This window comes from Ruania suaedae, assembly GCF_021049265.1.
Lineage (GTDB): Bacteria > Actinomycetota > Actinomycetes > Actinomycetales > Beutenbergiaceae > Ruania > Ruania suaedae.
Genome location: NZ_CP088018.1, coordinates 1,920,976 through 1,938,141, shown reverse-complemented (window position 1 = coordinate 1,938,141; position 17,166 = coordinate 1,920,976). Strand labels below are relative to the sequence as shown.

Annotated in this window: 16 protein-coding genes; 10 read left to right on the top strand and 6 right to left on the bottom strand. The window is 71.6% G+C overall.

All coding sequences use genetic code 11. The annotated features are described in order from the left end of the window. The first annotated feature begins 74 nt into the window (after positions 1 to 74). Positions 75 to 1,385 carry a protein kinase domain-containing protein gene (locus tag LQF12_RS08970; protein WP_231052599.1) on the top strand — a complete coding sequence of 437 codons (1,311 nt, stop codon included), beginning with the start codon at positions 75 to 77 and terminating at the stop codon, positions 1,383 to 1,385. On the opposite strand, the gene LQF12_RS08965 is transcribed toward LQF12_RS08970, so the two are convergent. The 4 genes from LQF12_RS08965 to LQF12_RS08950 form a co-directional block, all read right to left on the bottom strand. Continuing rightward, positions 1,382 to 2,287 carry a TIGR01777 family oxidoreductase gene (locus tag LQF12_RS08965; RefSeq protein WP_231052598.1) on the bottom strand — a complete coding sequence of 302 codons (906 nt, stop codon included), beginning with the start codon at positions 2,285 to 2,287 and terminating at the stop codon, positions 1,382 to 1,384. The genes LQF12_RS08970 and LQF12_RS08965 overlap by 4 nt on opposite strands. A 128-nt stretch (positions 2,288 to 2,415) precedes the next feature. Next, positions 2,416 to 4,293 carry a 2-oxoglutarate dehydrogenase, E2 component, dihydrolipoamide succinyltransferase gene (sucB, locus tag LQF12_RS08960; RefSeq protein ID WP_231052597.1) on the bottom strand — a complete coding sequence of 626 codons (1,878 nt, stop codon included), beginning with the start codon at positions 4,291 to 4,293 and terminating at the stop codon, positions 2,416 to 2,418. 33 nt (positions 4,294 to 4,326) lie between these two features. Then, positions 4,327 to 5,721 carry a dihydrolipoyl dehydrogenase gene (gene lpdA, locus LQF12_RS08955; protein WP_231052596.1) on the bottom strand — a complete coding sequence of 465 codons (1,395 nt, stop codon included), beginning with the start codon at positions 5,719 to 5,721 and terminating at the stop codon, positions 4,327 to 4,329. Positions 5,722 to 5,836: 115 nt separating this feature from the next. After that, on the bottom strand, positions 5,837 to 7,327 hold the full coding sequence (locus LQF12_RS08950) for a leucyl aminopeptidase (protein WP_231052595.1): 1,491 nt from the start codon (positions 7,325 to 7,327) through the stop codon (positions 5,837 to 5,839). 76 nt (positions 7,328 to 7,403) lie between these two features. On the opposite strand from LQF12_RS08950, the gene LQF12_RS08945 reads away from it, so the two are divergent. From LQF12_RS08945 to LQF12_RS08935, 3 genes are read left to right on the top strand one after another with little or no spacing between them, the layout of a single operon-like run. Then, positions 7,404 to 7,766, top strand: a complete 363-nt coding sequence (locus LQF12_RS08945) for a hypothetical protein (RefSeq protein WP_231052594.1) — start codon at positions 7,404 to 7,406, stop codon at positions 7,764 to 7,766. Continuing rightward, positions 7,763 to 8,224 (top strand): hypothetical protein, encoded by a 462-nt coding sequence (locus tag LQF12_RS08940; RefSeq protein WP_231052593.1) that lies wholly within the window; start codon positions 7,763 to 7,765, stop codon positions 8,222 to 8,224. The genes LQF12_RS08945 and LQF12_RS08940 overlap by 4 nt, the downstream gene beginning before the upstream one ends. Before the next feature lie 16 nt (positions 8,225 to 8,240). Then, on the top strand, positions 8,241 to 9,263 hold the full coding sequence (locus tag LQF12_RS08935) for a quinone-dependent dihydroorotate dehydrogenase (protein WP_231052592.1): 1,023 nt from the start codon (positions 8,241 to 8,243) through the stop codon (positions 9,261 to 9,263). 24 nt (positions 9,264 to 9,287) lie between these two features. Here LQF12_RS08935 and LQF12_RS08930 read toward each other — a convergent pair whose 3' ends face one another. Both LQF12_RS08930 and LQF12_RS08925 read right to left on the bottom strand, forming a co-directional pair. Next, on the bottom strand, positions 9,288 to 10,301 hold the full coding sequence (locus LQF12_RS08930; protein WP_231052591.1) for an aldo/keto reductase family protein: 1,014 nt from the start codon (positions 10,299 to 10,301) through the stop codon (positions 9,288 to 9,290). Between the two features lie 46 nt (positions 10,302 to 10,347). Then, a complete protein-coding gene (locus LQF12_RS08925; RefSeq protein WP_231052590.1) occupies positions 10,348 to 10,935 on the bottom strand; it encodes a DUF3043 domain-containing protein in 588 nt (195 codons plus the stop codon). Between the two features lie 57 nt (positions 10,936 to 10,992). Between LQF12_RS08925 and LQF12_RS08920 the strand changes: the two genes are divergently transcribed. The 6 genes from LQF12_RS08920 (at position 10,993) to LQF12_RS08895 (ending at position 17,069) form a co-directional block, all read left to right on the top strand. Continuing rightward, entirely contained in the window at positions 10,993 to 12,171 is a 1,179-nt protein-coding gene (locus LQF12_RS08920; protein WP_231052589.1) for a glycerate kinase, read from the top strand. Between the two features lie 145 nt (positions 12,172 to 12,316). Continuing rightward, complete coding sequence (gene erpA / locus LQF12_RS08915; protein ID WP_231052588.1) at positions 12,317 to 12,676, top strand: iron-sulfur cluster insertion protein ErpA; 360 nt, start codon at positions 12,317 to 12,319, stop codon at positions 12,674 to 12,676. 128 nt (positions 12,677 to 12,804) lie between these two features. Continuing rightward, positions 12,805 to 13,752 (top strand): FKBP-type peptidyl-prolyl cis-trans isomerase, encoded by a 948-nt coding sequence (locus LQF12_RS08910; protein ID WP_231052587.1) that lies wholly within the window; start codon positions 12,805 to 12,807, stop codon positions 13,750 to 13,752. Positions 13,753 to 13,945: 193 nt separating this feature from the next. Next, positions 13,946 to 14,839, top strand: a complete 894-nt coding sequence (ctaC, locus tag LQF12_RS08905) for an aa3-type cytochrome oxidase subunit II (RefSeq protein ID WP_231052586.1) — start codon at positions 13,946 to 13,948, stop codon at positions 14,837 to 14,839. Beyond that, positions 14,839 to 16,629, top strand: a complete 1,791-nt coding sequence (ctaD, locus tag LQF12_RS08900; protein ID WP_231052585.1) for an aa3-type cytochrome oxidase subunit I — start codon at positions 14,839 to 14,841, stop codon at positions 16,627 to 16,629. Before ctaC ends, ctaD begins: the two co-directional genes overlap by 1 nt. Next, complete coding sequence (locus tag LQF12_RS08895; protein ID WP_354004667.1) at positions 16,626 to 17,069, top strand: cytochrome c oxidase subunit 4; 444 nt, start codon at positions 16,626 to 16,628, stop codon at positions 17,067 to 17,069. Before ctaD ends, LQF12_RS08895 begins: the two co-directional genes overlap by 4 nt. Positions 17,070 to 17,166: the final 97 nt, after the last annotated feature.

The window sequence follows — 17,166 nt, the reverse complement described above, 5'->3', positions numbered from 1 at the left end:
CCGCGCGCCGTCCGCCATGCGGCCCTGTGGATGGCCGCAGCGGGATCAGTCGCGGCTGTGGTGGGCTGTGCAGCATGAACAGGCATCCGCAGGTCCCCGGCTACCAGGTGACCGGGGTGGCCGGTGCCGGCAGTGGCCAGGCCGTCTGGTCCGCTCGTGCCGCGAACGGTGAGCGCGTGGTGATCCGGATCGTCCGGCCTGCCACCGCACCCGAGCGGGAGCGCCTCGAACGCCGCTGGCAGGCGCTCGCCTCGGTCGCCTCCGACGGCGTGGCGCGGGCACTCGCCTGCGTGGACATGTCCGGTGGGGAGCTTGCCACCGTCTGCCAGCACATCGACGGTCCGACGCTGGGAACGATGCTGACCGCCCGTCAGGGGTTGACGGAGGGGGAGTGTCTGGCCCTGGCCCGCCGGTTGCTGAGCGCGCTGGCCGCGATGCACGCGGCCGGCCTCGTGCACGGGGACGTCGCGCCGTCGAACGTGGTGCTCGCGCCCGAGGAGGGCGATCCCGCCTCGGTGCGACCCGTCCTCATCGACGTCGCCCCGATACCCGGCTGCGAGCGCGGCACTCCCGGCTTCACGGCCCCCGAGCTCGCCCAGGGGAGGGCCTTGAGCGCCCAGGCGGACGTCTACGCCGTGGGTGCCCTCGCCGTCGGTGCCGCGCGGCCGGCCGACCGGCCGCGGGTGCACGAGGCGCTGCAGCTCCTGCTCAGCGAGGACCCGAGCTCACGCCCGAGCGCTCGGGACGCGGCCCGCTCACTCGCCACCGAGCAGGCGCCGGTCCGTGCCGCCGAGGCTCGTCTCCTCGCCGCCGCGACCCTGCGCAGTCACGCGTCTCGCACCCGCACCACGAGGGCGCCGGCCCGGCGACGGCGGGCCCGCCACCGCCGGCGGGCGGTCCGCCCGGTGGCGATCCTGGCCGCGGTCGTCATCGCCGTCGGCGCCCTGGTCGCCTCCGAGACCACCGACCCGGCTCCGGCTGCTCGCCAGGTCGTGGTGCCCTCGTCGCCGGGAGACGTCCTCGAGCGCGTCGTGGAGCTGACCGACCTGCGTGACCGGGCGCTCGAGAGCGGAGACCGGGAGCTGCTCACCGAGGTCTCCGTGCCCGGCTCGGCTGCCGCCGAGGCGGATGCGGCGGTGCTGGCCCGCCTGGTCGCGGCCGGCGTGGAGCTCGACGGGCTGACCAGCCACGTGAGCGAGGTCGAGCTCCTCGAGCTCGGTAGTGCCTCGGCCCGGGTGCGGCTGGAGGTGGCGCACAGCGACTACCGCCGAGATGCACCGGGCGGACGCTCGGAGACGGTCGACGCCACGCAGCCCCGCTGCGCCACCATGGAGCTCTCCCGGCTCCAGGGGGCGTGGCGGGTGGCCGAGGTGCGCGACTGCTAGGTGGACCGCGCCGACATCAGGTGCGCGGCGGCCGGGCCGATCTCCGGCCAGACGAACTCATACCCGGACTGCTGCAGGGCCGCCGGCACCGCCCGCTGGGAGGCCGTGAGCTCGGTGGCGAACTCACCGAGCGCGAGTCGCAGCGCGGGCCGTGGTGCGGGAAGTACGGCGGGCCGCCCGGCCGCAGCGGCCAGCGCGGCGACGACCTCCCGGTTGCGCAGGGACTCGGGTGCGCTGAGGTTGACCGGTCCCGCGGTCTCGGTGCTCAGGAGCAGGTGCTCGATCGCCCCGAGCACGTCCTCGCGCGTGATCCAGGGCCACCACTGGCGCCCGTTGCCCAGGGGACCGGCGAGCCCGAAGCGGATCAGCGGCATCATCCTCGCGAGCGCGCCACCGGAGGGGTCCAGCACGATGCCGGTGCGCAGGTGCACCACCCGGTTCCCGGCCGCGCGCGCGGGGTCGGCCGCCTGTTCCCAGGCTCGGCAGACCTCGGCCAGGAACGAGTCCCCGGCTGGCGTGTCCTCGGTGCAGACCTGCTCTCCGGCGTCACCGTAGAAGCCGACTGCCGAGGCGTTCACCAGGGCGAGCTCGCGGTTGCCGCACTCGGCGATGCGCCGGGCGAGGAGCGTGGTCGAACTCACGCGCGAGGACAGGATGGTCTGCTTGCGCGCGGGCGTCCACCGGCGATCGCCGACGCCGGCACCGGCGAGATTGAGCACATGGGTGACGCCCTCGAGCGCAGCCGCGTCGAGGGAACCCGCGGCCGGGTCCCAGCGGATCTCGTCCGGCTCGCGGGTCTCGCGGCGCACGAGCCGGCGTACCTCGTGCCCGCCTGCGCGCAACCGCTCGATCAGTGACGTGCCGAGGAATCCCGACGATCCGGCCATGAGTACTACTGCCACGACATCCTCCCAGCGTCGGTCACCGAACCGTCGGGTTCCCGGGCGGCGGTGACATGAGTCAGGGTACCCGCGGCGCCGGCCGCGGGTACCCTGATGCTCAGTCGCTCATCCGCCCGGAGGCGGCGGAACTACAGGCCGAGGGCCGACTCGAACCGGCCCTCCTCGAGGCGGCCCTTCATCGCCGTGAGGAAGCGGGCGGCGTCGGCGCCGTCGACCAGGCGGTGGTCGTAGGACAGGGCCAGGTAGACCATCGACCGGATGGCGATCACCTCGGCTCCGTCCGCGTCGCTCACCACGACCGGACGCTTGACGATGGTGCCCACGCCCAGGATCCCGACCTGCGGCTGCAACAGGATCGGGGTGTCGAACAGCGCACCACCCGAACCGGTGTTGGTGATCGTGAACGTCCCACCGCCGAGCTCGTCCGGGGTGGCCTTGTTGTCGCGGGTGCGCGCGGCCAGGTCGGAGATCTTCCGGGCGATCCCGGCGATGTTGAGGTCGCCCGCATCCTTGATCACGGGCACGAGGAGACCGCGCTCGGTGTCGACCGCGATACCCACGTTCTCGCTGCCGTGGTAGATGACCTCGTCACCGTCGATGCTCGCGTTGAGCTTCGGGAACTGCTTGAGCGCCTCGGTCGCCGCCAGTGTGAAGAACGGCAGGAACGTGAGCTTGACGCCCTCGCGGGCCTGGAAATCGTCCTTGGCGCGCGCCCGCAGCCGCGCCACCTTGGTGACGTCGACCTCGACCACGGTGGTCAGCTGGGCGGAGGTGTGCAGGGACTCCACCATCCGCTGCGCCACGATCTTGCGCAGCCGGGACATCTTCTCGGTGGTGCCGCGCAGCGGCGAGACCTCCACCTTCGGTGCCGGCGCCTGGGAGCGCTGGCCCTCGGACTGCTCGGACGAGGCCTGCTCGGTGGGAGCGGACTCGGACGGTGCCGCTGCCTTCTCGGCCGCGTCGAGGACGTCCTGCTTGCGCACCCGGCCCCCGACGCCGGTACCGGTCAGGCTGCTCAGCTCCACGCCCTTGTCGGCGGCCAGCTTGCGGACCAGGGGAGTGACGTAGGGGGTGCCACTGTCGCGGGAGCCGCCCTCCTCACCCGGACCCTGCTTCTCGTCGGCCTTGGACTCAGGTGCCTGCTCGGCACGCGGCTGCGGCTTCTCCTGCGGCTCCGGCTCGGACTTCTCCTGCGGCTCCGCCTCTTCCTGCGGCTCCGGCTCGGGCTCCGGTTCAGCCTTCTCCTCGGCCTTCGGCTCGGGCTCGGACTTCTGCTCCGCCTTCTCCTCGGGCTGGCCCTCGGACGCGGACGCCGGCTGCCCGGACCCGACGTAGGCGAGCGTCCCGCCCACCTCGACCGTCTCGTCCTCGGAGACGACGACCTCCAGGAGGGTGCCGGCGACCGGGGAGGGGACCTCGGTGTCGACCTTGTCGGTGGAGACCTCCAGCAACGGCTCGTCCACCTCGACCGTGTCGCCCACGGACTTCAGCCACTGGGTGACGGTTCCCTCGGTCACGCTCTCGCCGAGTGCCGGAAGCGTCACCGCGGTGCGCTCACCGTCGTCGGACCCGCTCGAGGCCTGCTCGGAGGAGGACTCCTCGGCAGCGTCCTCGGAGTCTTCGGAGTCCTCGGCGCTCGCCTGGGGCGACTCCTGGGTGGGGGCCGGCTCGTCCTCCTCGGCCTGCGCCTGGTCGCTCGACTCCGCGGCCGGGGCGTCCTCGGGCTCGGACTGCTCACCGGAGTCGGAACCGGAGTCGGAGGATTCCTCGCCGGAGCCGATGACGGCGAGGTCGGCGCCCACCTCCACGGTCTCGTCCTCCTCGACCAGGATCTTCTCGAGCACACCGGCCACGGGGGAGGGGACCTCGGTGTCGACCTTGTCGGTGGAGACCTCAAGCAACGGCTCGTCCACCTCCACCGTGTCACCCACGGACTTCAGCCACTGGGTGACTGTGCCTTCGGTGACGCTCTCACCGAGGGCTGGCATCTGTACGGATTGGGACATGGCCTCTTCAGTCTCCTTCTCGAAGGGTCTTTCTCACGAGTGAGCGTGCAGCGGCTGACCGGCCAGGGCCAGTGCGGCCTCGCCCAGCGCCTCGTTCTGTGTGGGGTGTGCGTGCACGAACGGGGTGATGTCTTGAGGGTAGGCCTCCCAGCCCACCCAGAGTTGTGCCTCGCCGATCTGCTCTCCCACCCGGCTGCCGAGCAGGTGCACACCGACGATCGGTCCACCAGTCTGCCGTACCAGCTTCACCATCCCGGACGTCCCGAGGATCTGGCTCTTGCCATTGCCGGCCAGGGAGTGCTCGATCGTCTCGACGCCGTCGGTGCCGAACCGCTCGCGAGCGGCGGGCTCGGTCAGACCCACCGAGGCGACCTCGGGGTCGCTGTAGGTGACCCGCGGGATCTGCTCGTCCGGGACCACGACCGGCTCCATCCCGGCGATCCGCTCGGCGACGGCGATCCCGTGCGCGAAGCCCCGGTGCGCCAGCTGTGGTCCGGCGACCAGGTCCCCGACCGCGTAGACGGCGCCGACACCGGTATGCAGGTGCTGGTCGGTGCGCACCCATCCGCCTTCGAGGGCGATCCCCGCCTCAGCCAGGCCCAGGCCGTCGGTGACGGGCTCGCGGCCGACGGCGACGAGCAGCGTGTCGCACGTGAGTTCACCCTCCGCCAGCAGGACGCGGACCTCGTCTCCGGTCTCCTCGGTGCTGCGCACCTGCGCGCCGGTGCGCACCTCGATGCCCCGGGCCCGCAGCGCTCGCTCCAGCCCGCGCGAGATGGCGGGGTCCTCGGCCGGCAGAAGCCGCTCCAGTGCCTCCAGGATCGTGACCTGGGCGCCGAAGGAGCGCCACAGGCTCGCGAACTCCACGCCGATGACACCGCCGCCCACCACGACCACGCGCCGCGGGATGTCGGTGAGGCGCAGCGCGTCTTCGGAGGTGAGGATCCGCGCGCCGCGGGGGAACACGTCCGGGACCTTGCTGCGGGAACCGGTGGCCAGCACCAGGTGACGGCCGAGCAGGTCGTGAGCTGCGCCGTCGGGGGTGGTGACACGGACGGTGTCCGGTGCGACCAGGCGACCGGTGCCCCGGACCACCTCGATCCCACCGGCGCGGATCAGGCCCTGCAGCCCACGGTGCAGCCGGGCGACGATCCCGTCGGAGTAGTCGCGTACCGCGCCGCCGTCGATTCCCTCGACCGTGACCCGCACGCCGATCCGGGCGGCGTCGCGCGCCTGATCGGCGACCTCGGCGGCGTGCAGCCAGGCCTTGGTCGGGATGCAGCCACGGTGCAGGCAGGTGCCTCCCACCTCGTCGCGCTCGACGAGGGCGACGCGCAGACCGAGCTGGGCACCGCGCAGTGCCGCGGCGTACCCACCGCTGCCGCCCCCCAGGACGACGACGTCCCACGGCTGCTGCGCTGTGGTCACCTCACCCTCCTCCTCGCCGGCGCGACCACCCTGGCCGGGGCGGCGTGCACGTCCATCTTGGCACTGACGGCGCCGCCTCCCAACTGCAGGCGGCGCAGGGCGGGGGTGGGGTTGCTCACGCGCCGGCAGCGGCGAGCAACTCCAGCAGGGTCCGCACCCCGACGCCGGTGCCGCCCTTGGGTACGTAGTGGCGAGGGGTGGAGTCGTTGAAGGCGGGACCGGCGATGTCGAGGTGGGCCCACGGGGTGTCGCCGACGAACTCGCGCAGGAACAGGCCCGCGACGAGCATCCCGCCGTAGCGCTCGCCCATGTTGGCGATGTCCGCCATCGGGGTGTTCATCGAGGCGCGCAGCTCGTCCGGCAACGGCATCGGCCAGAACTGCTCGCCCGCCTGCCCGGCCGCCTCGACGACGAGCTCGCGCACGTCGTCGGTCCCCATCACGGCGCTGACCTGGTTGCCGAGGGCAACCATCTGGGCACCGGTCAGGGTGGCGATGTCGATGACCGTGTCCGGCTTCTCCTCCGTCGCGGCGACCAGGGCATCGGCCATCACCAGGCGCCCCTCGGCGTCGGTGTTGAGCACCTCGACGGTGGTCCCGCCGCGGATGGTGATGACGTCAGAGGGCCGCTGTGCGGACCCGGAGGGCATGTTCTCCGCGAGCGCGAGCCACCCGGTGACCGCCACCGGCAGGCCTAGGCGCGCCGCGGCGACGACGGTGTGCAGCACGGCTGCGGCCCCCGCCATGTCGTTCTTCATCTTCTCCATGCCCGCGGCCGGCTTCAGGGACAACCCGCCGGAGTCGAACGTGATGCCCTTGCCCACCAGCGCGATGTGGCGGCGGGCACGGGGCGGGCGGTACTCCAGCCGCACCAGGCGAGGCCCGCGGGCCGAACCCTGCCCGACGCCGATCAGACCGCCGTAGCCACCCTCGGCGAGCGCCTTCTCCTCCAGCACGCTGACCTTGACCTTGGTGCCCTTGACGAGGTCACGGGCACGCGCGGCAAACGACTCGGGATAGAGCACGTTGGGGGAGAGGTTGACCAGATCGCGGGTGCCGTGCACCGCCTCGGCGACGGTCCGGGCCCGGTCCAGCGCGGCCCGGCCAGCCTTGCCGGAGGTGCCGGCGGCGGTGGTGAGGATCTCGATCTCCTCGGCGGCCGCCTGCGCGTCCTGGGCCGGCACGGCCCGGTAGCTGCCCAGCAGGGCCCCCTCCGCGACCGCCTGCAGGTCCGCGGCATCGCCGATGGGGAGGGCGAGGCTCACGCGCGCCGGCCCGCTCAGCGCCGCGAGAGCGGAACCGGCGGCGCGCCGCAACCGTTCACGGCCCACGTGAGCCGACGGAGCGGGCGCCCCCGTGCCCGTCAGGACCAGCAGCTCGGCCTTGAGCTCGGCCCCGGCGGGGATCTTCGTCACTTCACCCGCACGCCCCGTGACGCCGAGCAGGGTGATCGCGCGCTCGATCGCCGCCCGCGTGGCACGGCTGAAGGAGGCGGCTGCTTCGATCACGGGCTTGCCCGACTCCTCCGCGACACCGACGACGAGCACGTCGGTGGTCAGTCGTTGCGGGCTCTTGCTGGTCAGTGTCAGATCGGTCACGTCATGCATCGTATGCGAGCCGCCCACCGGTCCGTCCAACGGTCGTGACTGCCACTCACCGCGGGCGACGCACTACTGTGCACCCGTGTCCATCGTCATCGCCGTGCTCGTCGGTGCAGCCCTGCTGCTCGCGATCTGGGGCGTGGTGCGAGCGGTGCGTGACCAGGCGGTGATCCTGCGCCAGCTGCTGGCCGGTGCCGTGCTCGAGCTGGGGATCGTGGTTCAGATGGTGGTCGCCGCGGTGCTCACCGCTCGCGGCCACGTGGTCGACGGCGTGCTGCTGTGGGGCTATCTGGTGACGACGGCGCTGCTGCTCCCGGCGGCGGCGGTGGTCGCGGTGGCCGAGAGGTCGAGGTGGAGTTCGGTGGTGCTCGTCGCCGCCTGCGTGACGATGATGGTGCTCCAGCTGCGCGTCCATCAGATCTGGGTGTCGGGAGGGGGCGGATGAGCACAGGCGGGGCCGGCAGAGAGTCCGGGAGTGAGGCGGGAAGTGCCGAGGACACCCGTAGGCCCGCCTACGGTGCGGGGCGGGTGCTGATCTTCGTCTACGGCGTGTTCGCGGTCTCCGCGACGGCCAGGGCGGCCGTCCAGCTGATCCGGGACGCCTCGGAGGCTCCGCTGGCCTACGTGCTCTCGGCGGTGGCCGCGGTGGTCTACCTCGCGGCGACCGTGGCGATGGCGCACAACGGGCGCCGGATGCGTCGGGTGGCCTGGGTGACGGTCACCTTCGAACTCGTGGGCGTCCTCACCGTCGGGGCGCTCAGCCTCGCCCAGCCCGATCTGTTCCCCCATGCCAGCGTGTGGTCGCACTTCGGCGCCGGGTACGGGTACGTGCCCGCGGTGCTGCCGCTGCTCGGCCTGTTCTGGATGTGGCGATCCTCGCCGGCGAGGATCGCGCACGGCTGAGCGCTAGGGTGTGGGCGTGGTCAGCCCGTACAGCATGCTGTTCTCCCAGGTCTTCACCCGGATCGAGCCCGAGGCGGCCCACCGCCTCGCGGGTGCGCTGATCCGCGCGACCGGGTCCCTCGCGCCGCTGCGGGAGACGGTGCGCGCGGTGCTGGGACGCACGGCCACAGCTCCCGTGCGGAGCGTCTTCGGCCGCGAGCTGCACGGCGTCCTGGGCGCGGCGGCCGGTTTCGACAAGGATGCGACGATGGCAGCGGGCCTGGACGCCCTCGGCTTCGCGTTCGTGGAGGTCGGGACCGTGACGGCGCTGCCGCAGCCGGGCAACCCCCCGCCGCGGCTGTTCCGGCTGCTGCCGGAGCGGGCCCTGGTGAACCGGATGGGGTTCAACAATGCCGGCGCCGACGCCGCGGCCCGCAGGCTGGCGCGGCTGCGCCGCAGCCCGCACGGCCGGCGGATGGTCCTCGGCGTCAACATCGGCAAGTCGAAGATCACGCCGGCGGCGGCGGCCGTCGAGGACTACACCGCCAGCGCACGGGCGCTGGCGCCCTATGCGGACTACCTCGTCGTGAACGTCTCCTCGCCCAACACCCCGGGCCTGCGCGACCTGCAGCAGACCGACGCCCTGCGTCCCATCCTCAGCGCCGTCCGGGACGCGGCGACCGCGGCCGCCGCCCGCGAGGTGCCGGTCCTGGTCAAGATCGCTCCCGACCTGGCCGACGCCGACGTCGAGGCCGTCGCCCGCCTCGCCGGCGAGCTCGAGCTGGCCGGTGTGGTGGCCGTCAACACCACGATCGATCACGCGCACGGCCCCGGGGGCCTGTCGGGGCCGCCGCTGCGCCCCCGGGGGCTGGAGGTCGTGCGCCTGGTGCGCCGCGTGCTCGGGCCCGGGCCCGTCGTCATCGGTGTCGGCGGGATCTCGGACGCGGCCGACGTCGAGGCCTATCTGCGCGCCGGCGCCACCCTGGTGCAGGCGTACTCGGCGTTCATCTACGCCGGCCCGGCCTGGCCCGGGCGGATCAACCGCGGCCGGCGCGGCTGAGCGCCGCGCCGGCCGAGGGGGCTCTCAGCAGAGACGTTCCTTGGGGGAGGACTTCTCCGTCTGCGCCGGGTCGCGCACCACACTGTCGCCGAGGATCTCGTCGATGCGCTGCATGAGCTCGCCCGGGATCCGCACGCCTGCAGCCGCCACGTTCTCGGCGACCTGCTCGGGACGGGAGGCGCCGATCAGGGCCGCGGCGACGTTGTCGTTCTGGAGCACCCACGCGACGGCGAGCTGGGCCATCGTCAGGTCGAGCTCCTCGGCCACCGGGCGCAGGTCCTGGACCCGCTGCAGCAGGTTCTCGCGATTCAGCATCCCCTCGATCATCTTCGCGCCGCCCTTGGCATCGGCGGCGCGCGATCCCTCCGGGGCATCCTGACCGGGCAGGTACTTGCCGGTCAGCACGCCCTGGGCGATCGGCGACCAGACGATCTGGGAGACACCGAGCTCGGCCGAGGTGGGCACGACCTCGTCCTCGATCACCCGCCAGACCATCGAGTACTGCGGTTGACTGGAGACCAGGTGGATCCCCAGCTCCCGGGCCAGGGCGTGGCCGGCGCGCAGCTGGTCGGCGGTCCACTCGCTGACCCCGATGTAGTGGGCCTTGCCGGCCCGGACGATGTCGGCGAACGCCTGCATCGTCTCTTCCAGCGGCGTGGCGTAGTCGTACCGGTGCGCCTGATAGAGGTCGACGTAGTCGGTGCCCAGCCGGCGCAGCGAGCCGTTGATCGACTCCATGATGTGCTTGCGGGACAGGCCGGTGTCGTTCGGTCCCATCGGGCCGGTCGGGAAGTAGACCTTCGTGAAGATCTCCACGCTCTCGCGGCGTTCGCCCGCCAGCGCCGCGCCCAGGACCTCCTCGGCCTTGGTGTTGGCGTAGACGTCCGCGGTGTCGAAGGAGGTGATCCCCGCGTCCAGCGCCGCGCGCACGCACGCGGTCGCCGTGTCGTTCTCCACCTGGGAGCCGTGGGTGATCCAGTTGCCGTAGGTGATCTCGCTGATCTTCAGGCCGGAGCGGCCGAGGTGTCGGAAGTGCATACCGCGATCCTACGGGTCGCGGGCTGAGGCGCTGCCGAGCCGGCGCTCAGACCGGGAAGGCTCCACGGACGTTCTGCGGCTTGGGCAGCCGCGTGCGGCGTAGCTGGAAGGCGCGCATGATCACGTACAGGATCACCCCGCGGCCCACCCGTTCGGGGCCGAACTTGATGCGGGCCTTCCGCCGCAGCCGGAAGGCCAGGACGATGGCGTCGGTGAGGGCGACGAAGACGATGATGTACAGCGAGTAGAAGGCGATCAGTGCCACCTCGGTGAGGCCGGGCAGAAAGCTGGCACCGAGCATGATCGCCACGATGAGGGCGGCGATGGGCAGGAACAGCTCGCCCAGGTTCCACCGGGCGTCGACGTAGTCGCGCAGGTAGCGCCGCACCGGGCCACGGTGCTGGGCGGGCATGTGCTGGTCGTCACCGGTGACCATCGCCTCGTTCATGCGCTCCCGGGCCTGGGCGTACTTGGCCCGCTGTTCGCGCCGGGCGGCCTTGCGGTCGGTCGGGACCAGCGGCCGCTTGTTCCGCGCCTCGGCTTCACGCCGTCGGGGGGTCGGCCGTCCCTTGCCCGCGGGCGCCTCGTCCTCGACGATGGGCGCCAGGTCCTCGTTCCTCTTCCGTCCGAACACATCGACCAGCCTAGTCGAGGCGCCGGTGGGCCCCGACCGCGGTGGCACACTGGCCCTGTGCGTGTGCTGATCTCTGTCGGGGCCATCGGCCCCGCCCTGTCCGCGGTGGAGGCCACCCGCGCGCTGGCCGGTGCGTGGGTGGCCGCCGGCCACGAGGTGCTCGAGCGCCCGATGAGCGACGGCGACGAGGAGCTCGTGGAGTCGGTGCGCAGCGCCCGCGGCGGCGAGCTCGTCCCGGTGCTCGTGCGACCGGTGGACATCCCGGGCGGCGATCCGGGCCGGGTGCCGGCCGCGCTCCTGCACGTGCCCGGGCGCTCGGGCGGTACGGCTTTCGCGGAGACCAGCGTGGCCCTGGGCGGCGGTTCCGTGGGCAGCGACGCCGGTGTGCTGCTCCGGACGGGGACGACCGCGCCGGTGGCCGACCTGGTGATGGCCGCGCTGCAGACCGGCGCGTCCCGGATCGTGATCGGACTGGGCCCGACCGCGGTCCACGACGGTGGCCTCGGGTTCCTGCGACGCCTAGCCGAGCTGCTGGGGTTCGACGACGCCCTCGCCTCGCTCCCGCGACTGCGCGAGCGACTGGGCGACGTGCAGCTCGATGTCGCCGCGGCCACCGATCTGCCGTTGCTCGGCCTGCACGGGGCCGGCGCCGCGTTGTCGAGCCGTCCCGGTATCTCCCCGGCCCAGGCGCAGGAGGCGGAACGAGCGGTGGGCGAGATCGCCGAGCGCATCCTCGCGGCAGCCGATGAGGGCGGGGGCCCCGCAGGCGCCGGCTCGGGCCTGCAGCTGCGGAGCCGACCACGCCCGGTGGTTCGCCCCACCCGCGATCAGGGCACCGGCGCAGGCGGTGGTTCCGCCTTCGCGCTCGCCGTGCTCGGCGCCCGGCTGCTGCCCGGGGCGGAGGTGGTGGCGGCCGAGACCGGGGTGGTCGAGCTGTCCGGGGAGGTCGATCTCGTGCTCACGGGCTGCACCACCCTGGACGGCACGGCCATGCACACCGGCGTGGTGGCCGCGGTCGGGCGGGCCGCGATGGCGCACGGGGTGCCGGTGGTCGCCGTCGGGCAGGACGTGCAGGTGAGCCGGCGTGACGGCGCCCGGGTCGGCGTCAGCGCGACCTACCCCGTCCGGGACCCGCGCACGCCAGGTCTGGCGCACCAGGACCCGCCCGCCGCTGCGGACCCGTGGGACGACATGGTGAGACGGGCCGAGCGGATCCGGCGCACCTGGGCTCCGTGACGTACCCTGGACGGGCAGGAAGCCGCCCAGTAGGTGCCCTCGCGACCCCGGCCCGCCGGACGAGCCGGGGAATACCGGGAGCACGGCGGGTGTTGCTCCCGCTAGCAGGCCGGGAGACCGGCGCGCACGACCTTCGGAGAGACAGATGACGCAGACCACGCCCACCACGGAAGCGCTCGAGCACGAGGTCGCCCTGACCGACATCGCTGCGACCAAGGTGAAGACGCTCCTCGAGCAGGAGGGTCGCGACGACCTGCGCCTGCGTGTGGCCGTCCAGCCCGGCGGTTGCTCGGGCCTGATCTACCAGCTCTACTTCGACGAGCGTTACCTCGACGGCGATGCGGTTCGTGACTTCGACGGCGTCGAGGTCATCGTTGACAAGATGAGCGTGCCCTACCTCGCCGGTGCGACGATCGACTTCGCCGACACCATCGAGAAGCAGGGCTTCACGATCGACAACCCGAACGCCGGTGGCTCCTGCGCCTGCGGCGACTCCTTCCACTGACGCCACCTTCCACCCGAGCCACGACGGCCGCGTAGCCTCCCCGCGAGTGCCGCGCGGCCGTCGGCGTGTGTGATCGCTCCTCGAGCGCGCGCCCGCCTCCCACCTCCTCCGACCGAGACGAGACACCTGTGACGCTCCGCCCTGCCCGCTCCCTGGCACTCCTGCTCGCCGCCGGCCTTGCCCTGACGGCCTGCGCCGAGGCGGACGAGGGCCCGAGCCCCGCGCCGGAGACGGATGCGGCACCGAGCACGGCCGCCGAGGACGTGGCCCTGCCCGAGGTGGACGGCGAGTTCGGCGACGCGCCGGCGTTCGGCTTCGACGACACCGAACCCCCCGAGGGGTTGCAGGTCGAGGTGCTCTCCGAGGGCGACGGTGAGCAGGTGGAGGAGGGCGCCGTCGTGGTGGCGCACTACGCCGGCATCGTCTGGGGCGAGCAGGAGACGTTCGACGACTCCTACAGCCGCGGGGAGCCGTCGATGTTCTCCCTGAACAGCGTCGTCCAGGGGTGGACGCAGGGGATACCCGGGCACCCCGTCGGCTCCCGGCTGCTGCTGAGCATCCCCAATGACCTGGGGTACGGCCCGCAGGGCGGTAACCCCAACGCCGGGATCGGGGCCGAGGACACCATCGTCTTCGTCGTCGACGTCGTCGACGCGTTCGGTCGTGGCGCCACCGGGGAGGCCGACGCTGCCGAGGTCACCCCGGCCGCCGATCTGCCCGTGGAGATCGCCGGAGGGCTGGGTGAGCCGGCATCGGTCACCGTGCCCGAGGACGCCGCCGAACCGCAGGAGCTGGACTCGATCGTGATCGCCGAGGGCTCCGGCGAGGCCGTGGCCACCGGGCAGTCGGTGGCCATCGGCTACGCCACCACGGCCTGGGACGGCACCGCGGCCGGGAGCAGCTGGCCGCTCGAGGGGACCGGCGGCGACGGGCCCTATGCCGGGTTCGTGGGCTCCGGCTCGATCGTCGACGCCCTGGTGGAGGTCCCGGTCGGTTCGCGGGTGCTGGTCCTGACCCCGGCGAGCGAACAGGGCCCCGCCTACGCACACGTCGTGGACGTGCTCGCGGCACGCTGACACCAGGCGTTCGCGGGCGTGGGCGGCCGGTCCGGGCCGGCTCCCCAGGGCGTGCCGGGTGCGCTCCCGTCGCCGATCTCAGGATAGAGTGAGCGGTGCCGGCAGACCGCAGCACGCCTGTGTCCGCGTCAGTGGTCAGCACCGTGACGGTGGCCGGTAGATCAGGATCATGACGTCGGAAGGCTTGAGGATCGTGCCAACGCCCTCTTCCCGGACCACGAGGCGCCGCGCGGTCGGCCTCGGGGCGCTCGGGCTCGTCTCTGCGCTCGCTCTCGCCGGGTGCTCTGCGGAACAGGTCTCGAGGGGGTGGCTGCCCGGGACACCGGGGATCACCGAGCACAGCGACAACGTCGTCACCCTGTGGAACGGCTCGTGGATCGCGGCCCTGATCGTCGGGGTCATCACGTGGGGCCTGATCATCTGGTGCGTGATCGCCTACCGCAAGCGCAAGGGGGACGACAGGCTCCCGGTGCAGCTGCGGTACCACCTGCCGCTGGAGCTGCTCTACACCTTCGTACCGCTGGTGATGGTGGGCGTGCTCTTCTACTACACCGCCACGCTGCAGGAGGAGATCACCAACCCCGAGACCGAGGCCGATGTGCACATCGACGTCTACGGCCGGCAGTGGACGTGGGACTTCGTCTACACCGACGAGGACGTCTGGGACACGGGGATCCAGGCCCAGCTCGACGGCACCATGGATGCGACGGCCGACTTCCCGACGCTGTATCTGCCGGTGGGCGAGACGGTCGAGTTCACCCTGCGCAGCCGGGACGTCGCGCACTCGTTCTGGGTCCCGGCCTTCCTCTACAAGATGGACACCATCCCCGGTGAGGTGAACAGCTTCATGCTGACGCCGAACGAGGAGGGCACCTACGTGGGCAAGTGTGCCGAGCTCTGCGGGGAGTACCACGGGTACATGTACTTCAACGTCGCGGTCGTCTCCGCCGAGGAGTACCAGGCGCAGATGGCGACGCTCCGCGAGGCCGGCCAGACCGGCGACCTCGGGCCGGAGTACGACCGGCAGAACGCGGCCGACGTGTCCAGCCCGATCGGCGGCACCGAGGACGAGGGATCGGAGAACTGATGGCCATCCAGGACGACGTGCAGGGCACGGTCGGCGACACCGAGGCGGTCCCGGGCCTGCGGGAGGGACGCCGCAGCCTGGGCCGGACGGTCGTGGCGTGGATGACCACCACCGACCACAAGACCATCGGGTACCTGTACCTGATCACCTCCTTCATCTTCTTCTGCTTCGGCGGACTGCTCGCCCTGATCATCCGCGCCGAGCTCTTCGAGCCCGGGATCCAGATCGTGGCCAGCGGTGAGCAGTACAACCAGTTGTTCACCATGCACGGCACGATCATGCTGCTGCTGTTCGCAACGCCGCTGTTCGTCGGCTTCGGCAACATCCTGGTGCCGCTACAGATCGGCGCTCCGGACGTCGCCTTCCCGCGGCTGAACATGTTCGCGTACTGGCTGTTCCTGTTCGGCGGGATCATCGCCAGTGCCGGCTTTCTCACCCCGCGTGGCGCCGCGAGCTTCGGATGGTTCGCCTACACACCGCTGTCGAATGCGACCTACACCGCCGGGCTCGGTGGTGACCTGTGGGTGATGGGCCTGGCGATGACCGGGTTCGGCACCATCTTCGGGTCCGTCAACTTCATCACCACGATCCTGTGCATGCGGATGCCGGGCATGACCATGTTCCGGATGCCCATCTTCACCTGGAACATCCTGCTCACCTCGATCCTGGCGCTGATGGCCTTCCCGATCCTCGCGGCCGCACTGTTCGGTCTCGGCGCCGACCGGATCCTGGGGTCGCAGATCTTCGCCGCCGAGAACGGCGGGGCGATGCTCTGGCAACACCTGTTCTGGTTCTTCGGCCACCCCGAGGTCTACATCATCGCGCTGCCGTTCTTCGGCATCGTCTCCGAGATCATCCCGGTCTTCTCGCGCAAGCCGATCTTCGGCTACATGGGTCTGGTCTTCGCCACCATCGCCATCGCCGGGCTGTCGGTGACCGTGTGGGCGCACCACATGTACTCCACCGGCCAGGTGCTGCTGCCGTTCTTCTCGGTGATGACGATGCTGATCGCGGTCCCGACCGGGGTGAAGTTCTTCAACTGGATCGGCACGATGTGGCGCGGCAAGCTCACCTTCGAGTCACCGATGCTGTGGTGCATCGGCTTCCTGGTCACCTTCCTGTTCGGCGGGCTGACCGGCATCATCCTCGCGAGCCCGCCGCTGGACTTCCACGTCACCGACACCTACTTCGTGGTCGCCCACTTCCACTACGTGGTCTTCGGGACCGTGGTCTTCGCGATGTTCGCCGGCTTCTACTTCTGGTGGCCCAAGTTCACCGGCACGATGCTCGACGACCGTTGGGGCAAGGTCCACTTCTGGTTGCTGTTCTTCGGCTTCCACGGCACGTTCCTGATCCAGCACTGGCTGGGCGTGATGGGCATGCAGCGTCGTGTCCCGGACTACCTCCCCGAGCCGGACTTCGTGTGGATGAACCAGCTGTCCACCATCTCCTCGGTGGTGCTGGCGCTGTCGACCCTGCCGTTCCTGTGGAACGTGTACAAGACGTGGCGGACGGGGAAGAAGGTCGAGGTGGATGACCCCTGGGGCTTCAGCAACTCGCTCGAGTGGGCCACCTCCTGCCCGCCGCCCCGGCACAACTTCGTGACCCTGCCCCGGATCCGTTCCGAGCGCCCGGCCTTCGACCTGCACCACCCCGAGGTCGCGGCCATGGACTACGCCAATCCCGATCCGGATCTGCTGGACAAGGTCTACGGTGACGCCGACCGGCGCGGTGAGGCCGAGGTCGCCCAGGACCGCAGTGGTGATGACAAGGATGGAGAGCGCCGATGAGCGAGGAGACGCACGGCCCCCGTACCGAGCCGTACAAGCCGATGCGGATCGAGGCGCTGTTCTTCCTCGGACTGGTCGGGTTCTTCGTCCCGCTGTTCCTGCTCTACGGCTTCTGGTCGAGCTGGGAGCCGGTCGGATCGACAGCGCTGGCGCTGGTGGTCGGGCTGTGGGGGATGGTCGGGTTCTACCTGATGACCCTCAGCCGCCGGATCGACCCGCGGCCGGAGGACGATCCGATGGCCGACGTAGCCGAGGCTGCAGGGGAGTACGGCACCTTCTCACCGTGGAGCTGGTGGCCCTTCGTGCTCGGAGTGGCGGTCTCGCTGGTCTTCCTCGGCGCGGCGGTCGGGTGGTGGCTGTTCGGTATCGGTGTCGCGGTCTCCGTCATCGGATTGGTCGGGCACGTGCTGGAGTTCAGTCGCAACCACCACGCCCACTGAGGCACCTGCACAGACGACGCAGCGGGGCCGGAGCACACACGCCGTGTGCGCTCCGGCCCCGCTGCTGTGCGCGGCTGCTGCCGGGCGCCGGGTCGGT